The 15,229-nt window shown below is 61.2% G+C and carries 16 protein-coding genes and 2 pseudogenes; 4 read left to right on the top strand and 14 right to left on the bottom strand.

Translation table 11 applies throughout. The features are described 5' to 3' along the window. Nucleotides 1-330: 330 nt before the first annotated feature. The 7 genes from HV670_RS30630 to HV670_RS24340 form a co-directional block, all read right to left on the bottom strand. Nucleotides 331-768 (bottom strand): FtsX-like permease family protein, encoded by a 438-nt coding sequence (locus tag HV670_RS30630; protein WP_217478510.1) that lies wholly within the window; start codon nt 766-768, stop codon nt 331-333. Further along, on the bottom strand, nt 758-2,101 hold the full coding sequence (locus tag HV670_RS24365) for an ABC transporter permease (RefSeq protein ID WP_217478509.1): 1,344 nt from the start codon (nt 2,099-2,101) through the stop codon (nt 758-760). Before HV670_RS24365 ends, HV670_RS30630 begins: the two co-directional genes overlap by 11 nt. Continuing rightward, a complete protein-coding gene (locus tag HV670_RS24360) occupies nt 2,098-2,793 on the bottom strand; it encodes an ABC transporter ATP-binding protein (protein WP_175107574.1) in 696 nt (231 codons plus the stop codon). The genes HV670_RS24365 and HV670_RS24360 overlap by 4 nt, the downstream gene beginning before the upstream one ends. Next, nucleotides 2,786-3,478, bottom strand: coding sequence for an ABC transporter ATP-binding protein (locus HV670_RS24355; RefSeq protein WP_175107573.1), 693 nt, complete (start codon nt 3,476-3,478; stop codon nt 2,786-2,788). Before HV670_RS24355 ends, HV670_RS24360 begins: the two co-directional genes overlap by 8 nt. After that, nucleotides 3,432-3,983 (bottom strand): hypothetical protein, encoded by a 552-nt coding sequence (locus tag HV670_RS24350; RefSeq protein ID WP_175107572.1) that lies wholly within the window; start codon nt 3,981-3,983, stop codon nt 3,432-3,434. Before HV670_RS24350 ends, HV670_RS24355 begins: the two co-directional genes overlap by 47 nt. 528 nt (nt 3,984-4,511) lie before the next feature. After that, entirely contained in the window at nt 4,512-4,934 is a 423-nt protein-coding gene (locus tag HV670_RS24345) for a YfeK family protein (RefSeq protein ID WP_175107571.1), read from the bottom strand. 303 nt (nt 4,935-5,237) lie between these two features. Further along, nucleotides 5,238-5,678, bottom strand: a complete 441-nt coding sequence (locus tag HV670_RS24340; protein ID WP_175107570.1) for a metallophosphoesterase family protein — start codon at nt 5,676-5,678, stop codon at nt 5,238-5,240. 636 nt (nt 5,679-6,314) lie between these two features. Between HV670_RS24340 and HV670_RS24335 the strand changes: the two genes are divergently transcribed. Then, nucleotides 6,315-6,761, top strand: a complete 447-nt coding sequence (locus HV670_RS24335) for a hypothetical protein (RefSeq protein WP_175107569.1) — start codon at nt 6,315-6,317, stop codon at nt 6,759-6,761. A 36-nt stretch (nt 6,762-6,797) separates the two neighbouring features. Here the strand turns inward: HV670_RS24335 and HV670_RS24330 are convergent, their stop codons facing one another. From HV670_RS24330 to HV670_RS24320, 3 genes are all read right to left on the bottom strand, one after another. After that, nucleotides 6,798-7,268: an RES family NAD+ phosphorylase gene (locus HV670_RS24330; RefSeq protein ID WP_175107568.1), complete on the bottom strand. Its 471-nt coding sequence runs from the start codon at nt 7,266-7,268 to the stop codon at nt 6,798-6,800. After that, nucleotides 7,265-7,747 (bottom strand): type II RES/Xre toxin-antitoxin system antitoxin, encoded by a 483-nt coding sequence (gene parS, locus HV670_RS24325; protein WP_175107567.1) that lies wholly within the window; start codon nt 7,745-7,747, stop codon nt 7,265-7,267. The genes HV670_RS24330 and parS overlap by 4 nt, the downstream gene beginning before the upstream one ends. Nucleotides 7,748-7,945: 198 nt before the next feature. Beyond that, entirely contained in the window at nt 7,946-8,197 is a 252-nt protein-coding gene (locus HV670_RS24320; RefSeq protein ID WP_175107566.1) for a hypothetical protein, read from the bottom strand. A 541-nt stretch (nt 8,198-8,738) separates the two neighbouring features. On the opposite strand from HV670_RS24320, the gene HV670_RS32070 reads away from it, so the two are divergent. Next, nucleotides 8,739-8,876 carry a hypothetical protein gene (locus tag HV670_RS32070; RefSeq protein WP_343054496.1) on the top strand — a complete coding sequence of 46 codons (138 nt, stop codon included), beginning with the start codon at nt 8,739-8,741 and terminating at the stop codon, nt 8,874-8,876. Between the two features lie 202 nt (nt 8,877-9,078). Next, the gene (locus HV670_RS32065) at nt 9,079-9,408 is read left to right on the top strand and encodes an Hsp20/alpha crystallin family protein (protein ID WP_343054495.1); all 330 of its coding nucleotides are present in this window, start codon (nt 9,079-9,081) and stop codon (nt 9,406-9,408) included. Between the two features lie 325 nt (nt 9,409-9,733). Here the strand turns inward: HV670_RS32065 and cydB are convergent, their stop codons facing one another. From cydB to HV670_RS31930, 4 genes and pseudogenes are all read right to left on the bottom strand, one after another. Beyond that, the gene (gene cydB, locus HV670_RS24310; RefSeq protein ID WP_175107565.1) at nt 9,734-10,756 is read right to left on the bottom strand and encodes a cytochrome d ubiquinol oxidase subunit II; all 1,023 of its coding nucleotides are present in this window, start codon (nt 10,754-10,756) and stop codon (nt 9,734-9,736) included. A 1-nt stretch (nt 10,757) separates the two neighbouring features. Then, the gene (locus HV670_RS24305) at nt 10,758-12,161 is read right to left on the bottom strand and encodes a cytochrome ubiquinol oxidase subunit I (protein ID WP_175107564.1); all 1,404 of its coding nucleotides are present in this window, start codon (nt 12,159-12,161) and stop codon (nt 10,758-10,760) included. A 111-nt stretch (nt 12,162-12,272) separates the two neighbouring features. After that, nucleotides 12,273-12,795, bottom strand: a pseudogene (locus HV670_RS32325) (FdhF/YdeP family oxidoreductase); the annotation flags it as partial. Nucleotides 12,796-14,181: 1,386 nt separating this feature from the next. Beyond that, entirely contained in the window at nt 14,182-14,304 is a 123-nt protein-coding gene (locus tag HV670_RS31930) for a hypothetical protein (protein ID WP_281362457.1), read from the bottom strand. A gap of 216 nt (nt 14,305-14,520) precedes the next feature. Between HV670_RS31930 and HV670_RS24300 the strand changes: the two are divergent. Then, nucleotides 14,521-14,810: pseudogene (locus HV670_RS24300) on the top strand (hemerythrin domain-containing protein); the annotation flags it as partial. Between the last annotated feature and the right edge of the window lie 419 nt (nt 14,811-15,229).

Raw genomic sequence — 15,229 nt, 5'->3', positions numbered from 1 at the left:
AGCGTTCAATCCCTTCTTCAGCGGCCAACCTCTCCAATCGATACCGACATGTTTCGCCGGTAGAGGCAGCAATCACGCCAGCGCGATCGCTTGCAATACGTCTTGCTGCGACTAGCAATTCTGTTTGGGGGCACGCACTTCCGCTCTCCCGTGACAAACGCTACAAGGCAACGTGATTCGGGGCGGCGCCGTACGGGCGGGAGCCGTCGACCATTCAGGCTCACTGGTGTCACAGCTCACGCATGCGCTGGACAGCAGACTCGCCCGTCTCGCGAAAAGCCGCGATCACCGCAATCACGACCGACAGCGCCGCCACGCCGGCGAGGAAAGCTAGAAAGAGCCAAGGCACAGTGAGGCGCTCGGCGGAGGGTCGAAAACACCGGTCAGCAGCTTGACCAGCATCCACGCCAGTGCAAAGCCCGTAAGTGTTCCGATGGCCGCACCGCCCAACAGGAGCACGGGCGCCTCGCTCCACAGGAACGCGCCAAGCTGACGGTGCCTGGCACCGAGCGCGGTCAGAATCGCAAATGTGCGCCGCCGATCGGCGAAACCCAGCGCAATAATGAATCCGGTTGCACCGACGACCATCAACGCCGCGGCCCCGAGTTCGAGTTGGGTGAGCCCGCGCAAATCGATGGCCGTGAGGCTCGAACTGATCACGCGCTGCGCCTGCCCGATGTCGGTGACCTTGACTGCCCCAAACGGCGCAACCGTGGCGCGCGCGGCCACGGCCACCCGCTCTGGCGGCGCCGTTGTCTTAAGCAACACGATTTCCGCCACGCTCGTGCCGGTTTGCCGCGCGATGTAGCCGGCATTCGCGACGAGGAATGAGTCGCGCGGCGCGGTCGGGAATTCGCGCACGACGCCAACAAAACGAAACGGCACCACATGATATTGGTTGATTTTCGTCGCCGGGGTGCAGTTGGTAGTCCCCGAACTTGCTGCGTTGCCCGGAGTCAGCGCCGCCCAGCAGATGCAGCACCGTTTCGCCTACGGACGAAGCCTCAAAATAGCCCGTGCCGAGAAACAGACGCGACAACAACGCGGCAAGGATCAGCCCAACAAGCGTACCGCCGACGCCAACGCACATCCCTTCGACCCCCGCCAGCTTCATGATCTGGGCGCGCGATGCGCCACGGATTCGCAGGAGTGCCTGATCCCGGCGTCGCCGTCCGGAACCTGCCGCAACGACTCCGATCGTCAGGAACGCGCCGAGAAGCGCGCCGGGTGCGCCCAGGAACAGAAACAGGACCTTTGCGAAAAGTGCGTCGCTGCGCACGCCGTCGAGCCGCGCGGCAAGGTTGTCGGCAACGAGCGCATTGCCCGCCATGCGCGCCTCGAGATTTCTTGCGGCGCCCTGCACCTGCGCAGCGGCGGCTTCAGGATCCCCCGGAAGAAGGTCGTGCGCGAGTGCGACGTGGAGCTGCGTGCGCAGTCCTGGCGCTCCGGCTGCCGCCTCTGCGCCGAACAGGCGCTGCCAGGCGTCCATCGGAAGCAGCAGTACATTGTCCGGAGGTGCTTGCGGCGCCGCGCCTGGTGCTACGCCGATCGCCTGAAACATCGCATCAGCATTCGGCAGATCGACGATGCCGGCGATCCGCACATCGGCCGCGGCCACGCCTGGACGACGGATGCTCACCGTATCGCCGATGGTCACATGCAGGTTCGCGGCCGTCTGCTGCGCAATCAGAACGCCATCCAGACTGCCCAGCCGAACCTGAGGCGGAAAGTCTCGAAAGTACGTGCTTTCGAGACCGAGCACCTTGCCCTGGCCGGTTGTCTGTACGCTTTCTCCCGTGGTAGCTTCGAAGCCATCGACATCGGCATAACCGACCGCTTGCTGTTTCGTCACGCGTGCGGCCTTTGCGACAGCTGCGGTCGCCTGCGGAATCGAAAGCCCGCCCGTCGTCGCCGGTCCTGGTTGCACCTGCCAATCTACGGGCAGGCTGGCGCTCGCGCGCTGTGTCATCGAAGCGGTGCTTTGCGCGATGAAAGCGCCGAGCGATGCGACCAGCGCGACTGTTACCGCGACGCCACCCGACATGCCCGCGAGCCGGCCCCCGCGTTGCCTGAGAAGTCCGATAAGCCAGAGGCCGATCATGGCTGTCTCGCTGTCGGCCCAGCTTCGGTGAGCACGCCGCGCTCCATGCGCCAGAGCGTGTTCATCCCTGCTGAAACAGCCGGATCATGAGTGGCGATGACGAGCGCCGTCGGCGTGTTGGCGACATGTGCGAGGAGTGCATCGAGCAAGGCCTGACCGGTGGCCCGATCGAGCTGGCCCGTGGGTTCGTCAGCGAGAATGACGAGCGGTCGTCCGGCCGCAGCGCGGGCCATGGCCACGCGCTGCATCTGGCCGCCCGAGAGTCCCTCCGGCAATTTCTGCGCAAGCGCCTCGAGACCGAACCTGGCAAGGGCGGCGGACACCGCGCCCTCGACATCGCTTGCGCGAACGCCGGGATCGGCGGTATCGGCCATCAGGACCGGCAACGCAACATTTTCGCTCACCGTCAGCGGCTCAAGCAGGCTCGGCGTCTGGAACACCATCGAGATCTTTCCGGGCAGCAGCGTCTCGCGCGGACCGAGCGCGGGCCAATCGATCGTGCCGCTCGTCGGCATATCGAGCCCTGCCATCAAATGCAGCAAGGTGGTCTTGCCACTCCCCGAGCGGCCCCCCAGCGCGATGCGATCACCTCGACTAAGGACGAAGCGGGCCGCGGCGAGCGCCACGACTTGCGTCTCGCCGTGCCGGTAGGTGCGGTTGAGTGATTGGGCTTCGATGAGCACGTCACGCATCGACGAGCACGCGGTCGGCGCGCGCAGCCAGAGCATCGCTGTGGGTCGCGATCAGCGCCATGTCGCCGTTCCCGTGACAGGGCTCGACCAGATGACTCACGATCACGGTTTCGGTTGCCGCATCGACTTCGGCGGTGGGTTCGTCCGCAAGGAGCACCTCATGCCCGGCTGAGAGCGCCACCGCGAGCCCGGCACGCGCCGCTTCGCCGCCGGACAACTGCGACGCATAGGCACGGCGTCGCGCGGCCAGGCCTGTCACATCGAGCAGAGCATCGAGTTTGACGCGATCTTTCGTGCCAGCGAGCAACATCTGCAGCGTCATGTTGCCCTCGACGGTCAGATGCGCGAACAGGTTGGCCGACTGCATCAGCATGCCGATGTGGCGGGCCCGTAAGGCTGCACGCACGGCTTCTGGCCGGCGCGACAGGCGTTGACCCATCAGGTCGACATGGCCGCCGTCCGGTTCCTCAAGCCCCGCAAGACACGAGAGCAGCGTCGACTTGCCGCTGCCGGAGGGACCCAGCAACGCCACGAATTCGCCTGCGCACAGTTGCAGTGAGACGCCACTTAGCGCAGCGGTCTCGTCGTCTGCGCTGTGATAAAACCGGTAGAGTTCGAACGCTTCAAGCCGAGGCTGATCAGCGCCATTGGAACGAGTTAGCCATGAGGTTCCATTGATCGGCATTGTCGGCTCCAAGCGGTGCGGAGAGGTCGAGCGTAGCGAGTATGCCGCCGAGATAGATTAAATACCGGTGATGCTCAAGACGAAGTTGTTTGTTCGTGACGGGGTTCGGTTCGGAATTCGACGTGTAGGTAACCAGCACGGCTGCCCCGCTGCGCAGCCCTACGCTTTTGATGTCGCCGATCCTGATTGCATGACCGGTTCGGGCGAGTTCGGTGGCTTCGCGCGCAGTAACGGACGATACCGTCGGCGCGCTCGCAGCAGGTGCAACGCTGATCTCGACGACGTTGTACTTATCGGCAAAGCGCGTCCCGTCGCGGCGATCCGTACGCGCCCAACCTTCAGGCACTTCGAGGGAAAAGCCTGCCGGGGGCCGGTAGGTTACGAAGACTTGCGTGTCAGGAATGTCCCCCGGCGGATTCATTTCGGGCGTGGCAGCCTGCCGGGTTGTGGCTAGGGCGCTTTTGGCGGCTTGCAGCGTGCAGGGCGAGGCGGCGAACGCCAGCACAATGGCCGAGCTCCACAGTAAGCGCTGAAAGGTCAGGCGTGGTATCACGATCCCTCCCTCGTTCACATCCGTGCAGCGAGACCTTTCCTGAAGGAACACTGGTCCGCATGCACCGAACTACCTACACCATAGTCGGCGAAACTGAGGAAACACTTAGCCAGCTCCTCGGCTTCCGCTTGCGTGTCGAACCGGTAACTCGATGTATAGCGACTTTCTCTTTGTTATGACGAGCGTCGCATCGCTTTTCGTGTCGCTGCGCGCAAAACCAGCCGACGCGACCGCATGCCTGAATGTCCGCGTGTCCGACGACTACTAGGCCGCCTGACTGACAGTGCTGTGGTAGTTGACTGAGTGTGGGAGAGGCTTGCCGCCCACCCGAAAAGTTGAACGACCGCCCCTGAGAGCCGCCATTAAGGTGACAGGCGGTCGGGCGTCCGAAGCGGGGTCGCGAAGCGCCAAACGCCGTCAGTCAGGGAGCGCTAGATGCGGCCGCTTGCTTCGTGGGCGCGCCACGGCGGCAGTTTCGTTTCACGGTTGCCCGGGTGCTGCCGGCCTGGAAGCAGTATTCGGACTGCTTGCACGAGCCGCGCGCAGCGCTTGCAATTGAGTTGTCAGCCACAGCGCGCTCGGCTGGGCGGACGTGTCGCCGCATTTTACCAGGTACGGCTTGCCGCTGACGCTGCTTTTGCTCGCGGCAAGTTCAATGAACTGTTCGGTGCTGGTAAGGGTGGTGCGATTTTCAAGGTAGTGAAGCTTGGTGAGCAAGTGCGCCTTCGCTTCCATCCCCGAATGCCAGGTGCCGTTGCGATTGAACCTGCAGTCAGACGTTTCGAGGCGGCTCAGCAAGGAAGCAATTTCGGCCTGTACAACGGGCTGAGCCTCGCCAGCCTTTGCTGTCATCGTCATGCTGACGGCCAACATGACCAACCCAATGGGAATGCGTTGAAACATGGTTGGTGCTCCGCGCGAATGGGCTGATGAGAGCGTCTCCGCCTTTGTGGATCCGAGAAGGTGTCGCGCGAGGTGAGGAGCGCAGAACGACAGACGGCTCGGAGAAAACATTGTTCGGAATCTTACCGCTTAGGCGCCGCCGTGATCTGATAATCATCTGAAAGGCCCCTTGGCCGCCCAACGGAAAGGGGCGGCCAAGGGTCTTTTGAGATGCAATGCTCAACGAACCCTTTCGAGAGAGACTGCGGTCAAATAAGGCCGCGGTCGCGGTGTGATCAACGACGACGATCGGTGATCTTCACGTCAATGGCAGTTGAACTCTCCGGAAGTTGCCCATCCCTTGCACGGGATTTGCTGTTGCGGAAAAGCAAAGTTATAGTTTTCAAGTGATTTTTGTCTGCGGTCGATCAGGTGCTCAGATTCCTTGGCGTTCCATGCATCATGATTCCCTGGCACGATTCTGACGCGCTCGCTAGGCATGTTAAGACCTGCATATTGTCCGTTTCCGATTGGAATCGTGCGGAAAAGCCAGCCGTTGGCTGTAACAAGACTCTGTCGATCACCGTGATTACTCACATCACCCGACACTATCAGGCAACCTATGTCGCGAAGAGTAGCCAATCCATCTTGAAGTCCTATCAACTGCGGAATCGAGTGTGTGTGATTTGGATCGCTCTGATCGGGACCCTGTGAAAAATGCAAGTGGGAAATATGCGCCAGGACGAAATCACTGTTGCTGTTCATGAACGCCTCCCGATATGATTTCACAGGCGAGCCCGCCTGAGGTGGAGTGTCTTAGCGATTTTTACTGAATAGCGTTAAGCGCCATGGCCGAATTGCCGACAACTATGTCGGCCGGTCGACCGGGTAATTGTCGTTCGCTATTCGGTCATGTTGTTCGCTCCTTCGTCCTCACTGAATAATTGTCGGCGCCGACTGGTCTGTATGTTGCTGTCAGTGCGCCGGCGATAGCTCTCGACGACCTAGCCGTCGAGTTCGGCATCGTACAGGATGGGGGCACTGGTCTCTCCTGATGCGTCGGATTCGTCGCCTTGTTCCGGTCTCATCGACCGCGAACTGACAACCGTAATTCATTACAGGCGATTCGCTTCAAAAATTCAATGAGAGCGGCGTTGGGCAGGATTTGCCGGCGCATAAGCAGAGCGAAAGAAGCGCCCTTTCGTCGGTCATAGATGGCGCAGGCTTGAAGCGGTAAATGACGGGTGCACGTTGCGAAGCGGCCACCGAAAGTCAGATGAACCGAGCGTCCGTTAAGGGGTCGTCTACGGAAGTTCAGCTCGAGGCGACGCTTGGTCATTTCCAATCCGGAGTGAACTTCTCAATCCGGCCCATGACCGGCCACTACTGGCAGCGGGAGTTATGTCCGATCCGACGACACCCGAGAACTTCACTATCCGTAGCTGGCGCAATCACTACAACTGGGTGATGCGTAAGCACGGGATCACCAAGGACGAGCTCGGCATTACGAGCCACGGTCTACGGCATGAGTGGCTGCAAGAGTATTACAAGACGCTAACGGGAGTTGATGCGCCGATCAAGGGCAGCGCCGATCGCGCGGATATCGAAGTGCATTGCGAGGCGATGAAGACGGCCATCGAAGCGGTTGGCCACTCCCGGCCGGAAAAAACCGGCATGTACATGTCCACGCACGCGGCGATGGACAAGCTGAAGGCTCCCGTCGTTGGAATCGGCGACGTGCGCCGGGCGCTGGAAGAAACAGGCGACAAGAAGGCTGCGGCTGGGAAGCTGGGGATCAGCCGGCAACGTCTTTATCGGATTCTGGAAGCGGAAGACAAGAAGCCGTAATCGCGCCGCTATAGATGCGCCGAGCAGGAGCAACGATCATCTAAAGAGCCGTGGATCGAGCTCGAACGCCTCGGCGGCGACTGCCGCCACGTCTCGCATGTCGGGGTGCCGGGGATTGAGGATGTAATTGAAGTCGGCCGGGCAGACGACAGACGGGACTTTCATCGCGAGTGCATTTGCCTGGGTAATCCACGCTTGCCCGATCTCAATGGTTGTCTGCGGGATGATCCCGGGCCGATTCCAGTCAGGTGGAAGGACCGGCTCGTAAGCTGCACCGATCAGCGAGTCGGGCACGTCGATTGCCACGAGGAACAGGTTCATGCGCGGCAGGATACCTGTTGCGTGAACCCTGGTTTCGAGAACGGCGGTCGAGGCATTCGCGCTGGTATAGAGAACAGGCGTGCCGCGCGCATTCCAACGCCCGCTCGATAGAGCCGCGCCATTGCCGCTCAGATCGTCAGCCCGATACCGGACGGGCTTCTCTTTCGCGATCCGGTAAACCCTCAAACGCCCACTCCAAACTCGATGCGCATGAGCAGATCGCGCACGCGGTCGAAGCCTGACTGGGTATCGAGCATGGCGAGAGGCGGTTCGCCGTCGAGCTCGGCGTGCGGCAACTTCATCCACTCGGCCGCGCTGCCGGCGTCTTCGAAAACATCCCGCGCGTGAGCGAACGTCATCAGGACGCGCGCCACGCGATCGCCCTCGGATGCGTTCAGCCGTTCCTGCGAGGACTTCTTGCGGGCGATGGTGCTGTTGGGTAGGCGAAGGCTTTCGAGCAGGGTCTTAGCCTGAACGTCCAGAAGCTCTCTGGCGATACGGGTGACAACGATCGGCTCGAATCCTTCGCGGATGACGCGGGTCTGCTGCGCCTGATCCATGCCCATGAACAGTTCGAGATCCCCTTCGTCACCGCCCAGGCCGAAAGTGCCGGAGGCTGCGGGGGTGTTTTTGGCGCGCGCTGCTGGCGCGTGGGCGGGGTGCATGACGATTCCATACGGGAGTTATCTTGCTCCCATTATAGAAAAGTATCATTTGGAAGTCAATGTACACCCATTTGAGACAAGGTGGCGCGGATGCATACCTCAGACAGGATTGCCCGTTGGGTGGGCGAAAAGGAGGATCCGCTACTCCGCACCTGTCGACGCTCGCTCAACGTCCCAATGCTCAGGGCGATCATGTCGCTACCGAGCCGGCGCGATGTCTATCCTTTTAACCGATTCATTAAACGAAGCGCGCAGGCCCATTTTGAGGAATTTGGGCCGACGGTACAGGGCGCGGCGCCGGACGGTGGCATGCCGGGACGCGAACCCTACCGCCCTGGCGCGCTTGCCTTCCAGTAATTCACAGCGTTCGGTCCTGGCCAGCAGTTCTTCCCTAAACTGCTCAATCTCGAGTTCGCGCTCGGCGCGCTGGGCGCGGGCCTCGGCCAGCAAAGCCCAGTCATCCGGTGAAGGTCCGCGGTTTGAGCGTAGCCGCCGCTCCAGTGTCCCGTCAAAGGGATAGCGAATGACGGTTGCTGGCCGAACGCGGAAGTCCCCGGCTACGCCGATTGCTTGGCTACACCATGTCGTTGACCACGACTCGGGCGAGTTGACAATTTTAATTCGCGTCCGGCAAACCCGAGACCCGCATAACCTGCCGCGCAATCGGCGCGCTTCGGAGGCCACAACTTTGTACTCGCAAAGTGACACCTTTAATGCGTTCTACGCCGCGGGCTGATCTGCGCGGAGCGCCTGCCACGTCTCATACTTGGTGATCGATCTGGCGCGTTTTGAGTTGCCCGTCCACCGCACCCTCAGTCCGGATTGAAGCGGACTGCCGGTGAAGCGCTCCTCTGCATAGGTGCGGGTGTCGTCGCGGCTTTTGTCGCACGCCGCGCCGGATCGAAGTCAGGGAAGGCTAGACCGCGCGAATCGTACAGTGACAGAGCAGAACGTGGTGGCATCGATCGGGCGCCACCGCACGGGAGGCCTGATGCAGGAAGTGATCGGGGAGCCGTGGAAAGAGCACACGATCCGCATTCGTAAGGAGGATACGGTGAACCCCGATCTGAAAAACTGGAACCCGTTCAAGTGCCTGCGCAAGATCAAGCGACAGGCCGGCGACGGATGAGGCGGCAAACGCGCCGGCGCCAAGGCATTGGCCCCCGGATGGACTGAAGTTTCGCGGCTATTTTTGGGCGACCCAGTGGCGCGCGATTGATAAATTCTTCCACGATCCGCCGGCTGGTGTGAGGGGGCGGGAGCTCTGGTTCGGCGACTTCAGTTCGTCGCGATTCCGGCCCCGGATTTACGTCGTCGACGATGGCGAAGCGTTGCGCATCACGGCCCAACTGCCCGGAACGAACCGCGAGGATCTGCACACGTCAATCGAGGCCCGTGCGCTGGTGCTGAGAGGCGAGAAGAAGCAGAATGTGCGCAGGGAGGAAGGCAGGTGTTACCGGGCGGAACGTGCCTATGGGGCATTCATGCGCACGATTAATCGTTGCCGAATGGTGTTCGACCACGTGGACGCGAAATTCGACAGGGGCGTCCTGACACTTAAGCCTGCCGAAAACAGGAGCGTCGTCATCAGCCGTCAGGAGCGGCGCGCCCAGTCGGTCGCGCCGCTTTGCCTACGCCCGCCAGACACAACAGCAGGCTGAAACGACAACGACCGCGAAAAGGATCAGGTATTGGCCGCCGTCTTCCTGGCAGCGCGGGCGGTCACTGCAACAAGCACAGCGATGAGGCCGACGTCGAGACGTAGCGGTTCGCTAGCAAGCTCGGGAAAGTCGCGATACGAGGCGCACATTTCCTTCGACGTGTCGTTAGCCAGGTGGCGGACCACGCCGTTGCTAATGCACTGACCGCACCGTCTGAGAAGCCCGGGCGGATAAACATACCTGCATGAGTCACTCTGCAGGGGACATCGTCGTGGATCGCAAGGGCAGATGGCGGTGCCCAATGCCTTTCGTGCACACACCGGGTTCACTGTTCCGTCAGTTGTGCCTGCGGCTTTACTTTGCCGCGGAACACCCAGAACGAGAAACTGCTGTAGCAAACAATGGCAGGTATGAGCACCGCGGAACCAGAGAGTACGAATGAGAGCGTCGAGTCCGGCGCGGCAGCGTCGCGCACCGAGAGCGCCGGCGGTAGCATCAGCGGAAACAAGGTAGCAAGCACGCAAAAAAACGACAGCACGAACCACGCGAGCGCCATGAGAAGCGGAGCGAACTGGCGATGTTTGCCCCACGCGTGGAGGAAGCCAATCGCGATCACAAGATAGGCAAGCGCGACAACGACGGCATGCCAGCGATTACCCGTTCCAAACCATCGGACCAGATAGCTGAGGTTCAGCAGCGGTGTCCACGCGGCGACGCCAAGTGTCGCAAGGGCGGTGGCAGTCGCGAGCAGCAGCGCAAGGCGGCGCGCGCGCCGGCTCAGTTCGCCCTCGGTGCGCCATATCAGCCAGCATGCGCCAAGCCATCCATACCCGATTACGAGCCCTATGCCGCAGAACACGGTGAACGGCGTAAGCCAGTCCCACAGGCCTCCCGCATACTCGTCACGTGCAAAGTGAATGCCCTGAATCAGCGAACCGAGCAACACACCCTGACAGAACGCGGAGACCAAGGAACCACTAAGCATTGCCGCGTCCCACCAACGCTTGCGGCGTTCAGCCGCGTTTTCGCGGAACTCGATGGCCATGCCGCGAAAGATCAGCGCCATCAGCAATGCGAAGAACACGGGATACAGCGCCGACAGAAACACGCTGTATGCGAGAGGAAACATCGCGATTAGTCCGCCGCCGCCGAGCACGAGCCATGTCTCATTGGCGTCCCAGACAGGAAGGATCGAATCTACCATCATGGCGCGCTGGGTCGCATCGGGTGTCGCGAAAAATAGGATGCCGACGCCCAGATCCGTCCCGTCCATCACGACATACATAAGCACCGCGAAAGCCAGCGTGGCGGCCGCGAAGAGCGGCAGCAGCCCGATAGATTGAAGCATCTCAGGGTCTCCCGCTATCCGACGAGCGACGCCCGCCCGACATTTCGGACGCAAGCGTCGGATGGGGGCCGGACTCTTTTGCGTGCGGCGGCTTCGCGACTATCCGTAGGAGATAGACAAAGCCGATGCCGAATACCACCGCATAGACGGCGACGATCGACGCGGCCGACCATGCGACGGCGCGCAGCGGAATCGGCGAGGAACCGTTGATAGTGCGCAGCAGGCCGTATACCGTATAAGGCTGACGGCCGACCTCCGTCACCACCCATCCAGCTAGCATAGCGACGAAGCCAGCGGGGCTCAGCGCGACCATCGTGTGCAAGAGCCAGCGGGCGTCGTAGAGCGAGCGGCGCCTGCGAAGTACGACACTCGCGATTCCAACTGCGATCATTAGCAGACCGAGCCCCACCATGACGCGGAACGCGAAGAATATGATCGGCGCCGGGGGGATGTCTGCGGGCGGAAACTCCTTGAGCGAGCTTATGGTCCCCGTTAGGTTGTGACGCAGATAAAGCGACGCCGCGCGCGGAATCGCGAGTTCCAGATGATTCGTCCGCTCTTTCATGTCTGGCACAGCGAACAGCACCAACGGTTGCCCCGAGCCGGGCCGTCTTGGATCCCATGCGCCCTCGATCGCCGCAACCTTCTGCTGCTGATAGGCGAGCGTATTCTCGCCGTGCTGGTCGCCGACGAGCAACTGCAACGGTGCCACGAACGTGGCCATCCATAGCGCCATCGACAGCATTAGGCGCGCATGTGGATTCCTGTGATTCCGTAGAAGATGCCACGCGCCGACACCCCCAACTAGAAATGCCGTTGCTAGAAACGCAGCGAGCGTCATATGTGCAAAGCGGTACGGAAAAGACGGATTGAAGACAATGGCCCACCAGTTGATGGGCACGAAGCGTCCGTCCTTGCCAATGCTGTAACCGGCCGGAGTCTGCATCCATGAGTTAGCCGAAAGAATCCAGAACGCACTGAAAAGCGACCCAAGCGCGACGCAGGCGGTGGCCGCAAAATGTAGGCGCTTGCCCACTTTACTCATGCCGTACAGCATGACGCCGATGAAACCGCTTTCCAGGAAGAAGGCGACCACGACCTCATACATCATCATTGGTCCGACGACGGCGCCGGTCTTCGTGGCAAATGCGCTCCAGTTAGTGCCAAATTGATACTCCATGAGCACGCCCGACACTACGCCGACGGCGACGGTCAGCGCGAAAATCTTTAGCCAATAGTTGTAGAGATCGATATAGGTCTGCCGCTTCCTCCAGATCCAGAGCCCTTCTAGCACCATCAGGTAATTGGCGAGACCAATCGACAGCGCTGCGAGTACGATGTGCATGCTGATCGTGAAACCGAACTGGCTACGCGCAATCAGGTTCGCGATGTGTGCTTCGTCCAAGGCTTTCTCCCGTCGATCGTGGACTGCGCCAGATCGTCCCTCAATCCGAGTGGATATTCGACGCCAGCGAGCAAATACATCGGGTGCCGTGCGCCCTTTAGCGCCAGATATTACAGTCAGCCTCAGCTTGCTCCAGGTAGGCTCGATCACCGATCGGTCCGGGAGGGAGCGCACCAGGTTTCCGCCAAGTTGAAAGATAGCACGTGGCTTGACCGCCACGATGGCCTCGCTCTACGATGTTCGTGCCTTCGTCTCCCGGCGGCTCGAAGCGGTACTGTTCGGCCAGTTTGTTGAGCGGCGCCAGTTCAGTGCCTTTCGGTGATTCCGACAGTCCGCTGCCTTTGCACGTTCGGGTGCCCTCTCACCGGTGAGAGGTCCCGCGCCCGGCTTGCCAATATTGCCTTTCATCAAAAGCAGATTCATCAGCATCCACACGTTCTGTACGCCCATCAGGTGCTGCCTGAGCCCATGCCATAGTGAGCAATAACAGCGTTTGCACGGCCGTAGTCGGCAGCGGCTTGCGTGAGCGGTTAGCGCGTGAGTCCAAGGCGGTTTGACCGCCAACCGCTGCAAATTCCTCGAGGCCGGCCGTATGTTCTTCGATGAATTCGATATCCAGGAGCCGGAGTTCCCCATGCCGGATGAAGCTTACATAGCGATGCTGCCTGCGATCAAAACGGCAGCGTGGTGTTATTGTCGGTCGATCCAGTATTGACTACATCGACCGACACGATCCGACTTCGAGCCCGTTCGAGCGGATCTTCCGAGTCCGACGTCTGCGCCTCAAGGCCACCGGCGGCAGCCGGTTCGACGTCTTCGGGCCGAGTGTTGGTTCGGCCGAGCTGGCCGTTGTGCTGCTCCCAAATTCCTTCGCCTGCGTCGCTGCATCGGGGGAAGCGGAGCCCGCGGCGGGCGTGTGGGCGGGACTTCGGGCAGCAATCTCGTTCTGCTGGGCCTGTCCCGGATTTGATTCGGCGTTCTGCATGGTCTGGTTTCCTTTGCCGGTCAGTGAAGCGGTCCGGCGGGGAATCGCTGCACCCTTACTTCCGCAACGGCTCCGACTTCTGCAATGCGGTAAGCCAGGCTCAAAACGGCGCCAATAGACGACGCGCTCAATGTGAAACGTCGCGACAGAGGGCCTGGGCTGCGCACTTCGACAACTAATACATCGTCCGTGCGAGCGATCACGGCTTCGACTTCGACTAGCCCTGCGAAGGTGCGCGACATAAGCGTTAGCCACACCGCGACCGGAGGGGGCGAGGGTTCTTTACCGCCTTGCATCGTCGCGACCATTTGGCTGAACGGGACAGGCGCGCGGTAACGGTCTCGGGAAGATGGTCAGGCCGCCACCGTGTCGTCTCGAACTCCTCGAGTTTTGCTCCCAGCGGGGCCGCGTTGCGGTATTGACCGCTGCCGCCGCCGCAGCAACCAGCGCGGTGTGCGAGGCTACGTTGGTCTCTTCGAAAACAGACCTTGTTGCGGAGCGCTTGACGATTTTGCTAGTCATCGTCATGCCACCGACGGAGTGCGTCTCGTCAGATCCTTCTTCCCAAAAGGACGATTGTCGGAGCGCCAACGCAAGACCGTCTGGCCGACAGTTCCCCCCGGAACTGCTGTGCATTGAGCCGGGTTTCAGCCTGCTTTTCGATCGCGTAAGTATGCGCAGACAGTCCATAATAAATTCGACGGGGCCAATGTACTGCCTCTCACGCCGCAACAGCATGCGGCAGGCGACTCTGATGAGCGCCGGTGTAAGTACAGTTGCGCGCAACGGCCGTTCCCGGTTTGAAGCTGCCACGAGAGTCGGGGACCAGCGCACTTGGTCTTCGAGCTATTCCACGCGAACTGCCTCTACTCTCGAGGCCCCGCCAGATCGCCTGCCGCCCTTGGCTCAGGTAGGTTTCCCTGGAATGACTGTGCTCGTGCCATCGACGCTTCGTTCACCAGCGGGCAGTTCCAGATCTACCGACTTCAACCCACCGTCGCTTTGAACAGTTGCTCGGCGTTACTGCGGGTCCACTTATCCGTTGTTGTCGTGCGTGCCGCCCGATGTCTGCCCGGACGCGGCGAGCGGGGCGGTGGTAAGCATGAGAGCCAATAGGCCTGAGCCGAGTGCACAGGCGATTCTGCTGTTGGCCTTCATGGTCCTCTCCTTCGGGGCCGGTGGTGGTCCGGGGGGAAAGTAAGACTACTCGAGGTTGGTGCCACGGAGTAATACCCCGCGGCCCCCTTGACTGCAGATGTTGCGGTTGTACTTCTCGGCGAGCGTGTTGCTTCCGGGCGCTGAAACCACGGCATCGTCGGGCAAGCGCGTGCAACGAAAGGAATTGCTCCGGTGACGGTACGCCGCGTGCGGTGGGAGGAGGAACTCTTCTATCCCGCGTTTTACCACGAGACGCTCGCCAAGAGCCCCCCGAGCACGACGAAATGCGCGCTATCATCGACAAGCTGCGCACGATGGGACCTGAGAATGCCGCCTACGACGAGCTATTTCTGCAACTGGTGCGCGAAGTTATGCATCACGCCGCCGACGAGGAAACGGTGCTGTTGCCCGCGGCCGAGCGCGAGCTAAAGCACGAGCTTCGTCCGCTGGGCGCGAAGATGACGCGCCGCAGGCTTCAACTAATGGGCGAACGCCCACGGCTAATTAATGCGCGCTCACCAACGGCATAGCGCGCGGGACCGGCGGTAGCGTTGAAGTCACCGCGCGCAGCCGCCCGTTGGCAGACGCGCGGCGTGCCGTGACGGCGGCGACTCGGAAGTGCTCCTTGCCATTGTTGAGTGATGCCTCGAGACTGACCACGGGGCGCGTTTGTCCCGACCTGTCCAGCAAGCCGCGGCAACGCTCCGCTTGTAAGCGGATCGTCAATATTTCTATACTTGGCTCGCTTGTGTCGTTATCTCCCCGTCGGGAGATTTACGCAAGCGTGAGTCGCCCACGCTGCACACCAGGGTGCCGATCGAACGCATCGAGCTGGAGCCGGGATGACAGATGAAAGGCGCTCGCCGCGCAAGGCCACCGTCACACTCGCTATGGCGACCGCGGCGCTGGCGGCAGTAATCTTCAT

The organism is Pararobbsia alpina, assembly GCF_902859895.1.
In the GTDB taxonomy this organism is placed as follows: domain Bacteria; phylum Pseudomonadota; class Gammaproteobacteria; order Burkholderiales; family Burkholderiaceae; genus Pararobbsia; species Pararobbsia alpina.
This window is presented reverse-complemented; position numbering and strand designations above follow the sequence as displayed.

What these genes read in the sequence shown, in the direction of transcription:
- HV670_RS24365 (WP_217478509.1), bottom strand. Translation starts at nt 2,101, where the DNA reads ATGATCGGCCTCTGGCTTATCGGACTTCTCAGGCAACGCGGGGGCCGG.
- HV670_RS24360 (WP_175107574.1), bottom strand. Translation starts at nt 2,793, where the DNA reads ATGCGTGACGTGCTCATCGAAGCCCAATCACTCAACCGCACCTACCGG.
- HV670_RS24355 (WP_175107573.1), bottom strand. Translation starts at nt 3,478, where the DNA reads ATGCCGATCAATGGAACCTCATGGCTAACTCGTTCCAATGGCGCTGAT.
- HV670_RS24345 (WP_175107571.1), bottom strand. Translation starts at nt 4,934, where the DNA reads ATGTTTCAACGCATTCCCATTGGGTTGGTCATGTTGGCCGTCAGCATG.
- HV670_RS24340 (WP_175107570.1), bottom strand. Translation starts at nt 5,678, where the DNA reads ATGAACAGCAACAGTGATTTCGTCCTGGCGCATATTTCCCACTTGCAT.
- HV670_RS24335 (WP_175107569.1), top strand. Translation starts at nt 6,315, where the DNA reads ATGTCCGATCCGACGACACCCGAGAACTTCACTATCCGTAGCTGGCGC.
- parS (WP_175107567.1), bottom strand. Translation starts at nt 7,747, where the DNA reads ATGCACCCCGCCCACGCGCCAGCAGCGCGCGCCAAAAACACCCCCGCA.
- HV670_RS32070 (WP_343054496.1), top strand. Translation starts at nt 8,739, where the DNA reads ATGCAGGAAGTGATCGGGGAGCCGTGGAAAGAGCACACGATCCGCATT.
- cydB (WP_175107565.1), bottom strand. Translation starts at nt 10,756, where the DNA reads ATGCTTCAATCTATCGGGCTGCTGCCGCTCTTCGCGGCCGCCACGCTG.
- HV670_RS31930 (WP_281362457.1), bottom strand. Translation starts at nt 14,304, where the DNA reads ATGAAGGCCAACAGCAGAATCGCCTGTGCACTCGGCTCAGGCCTATTG.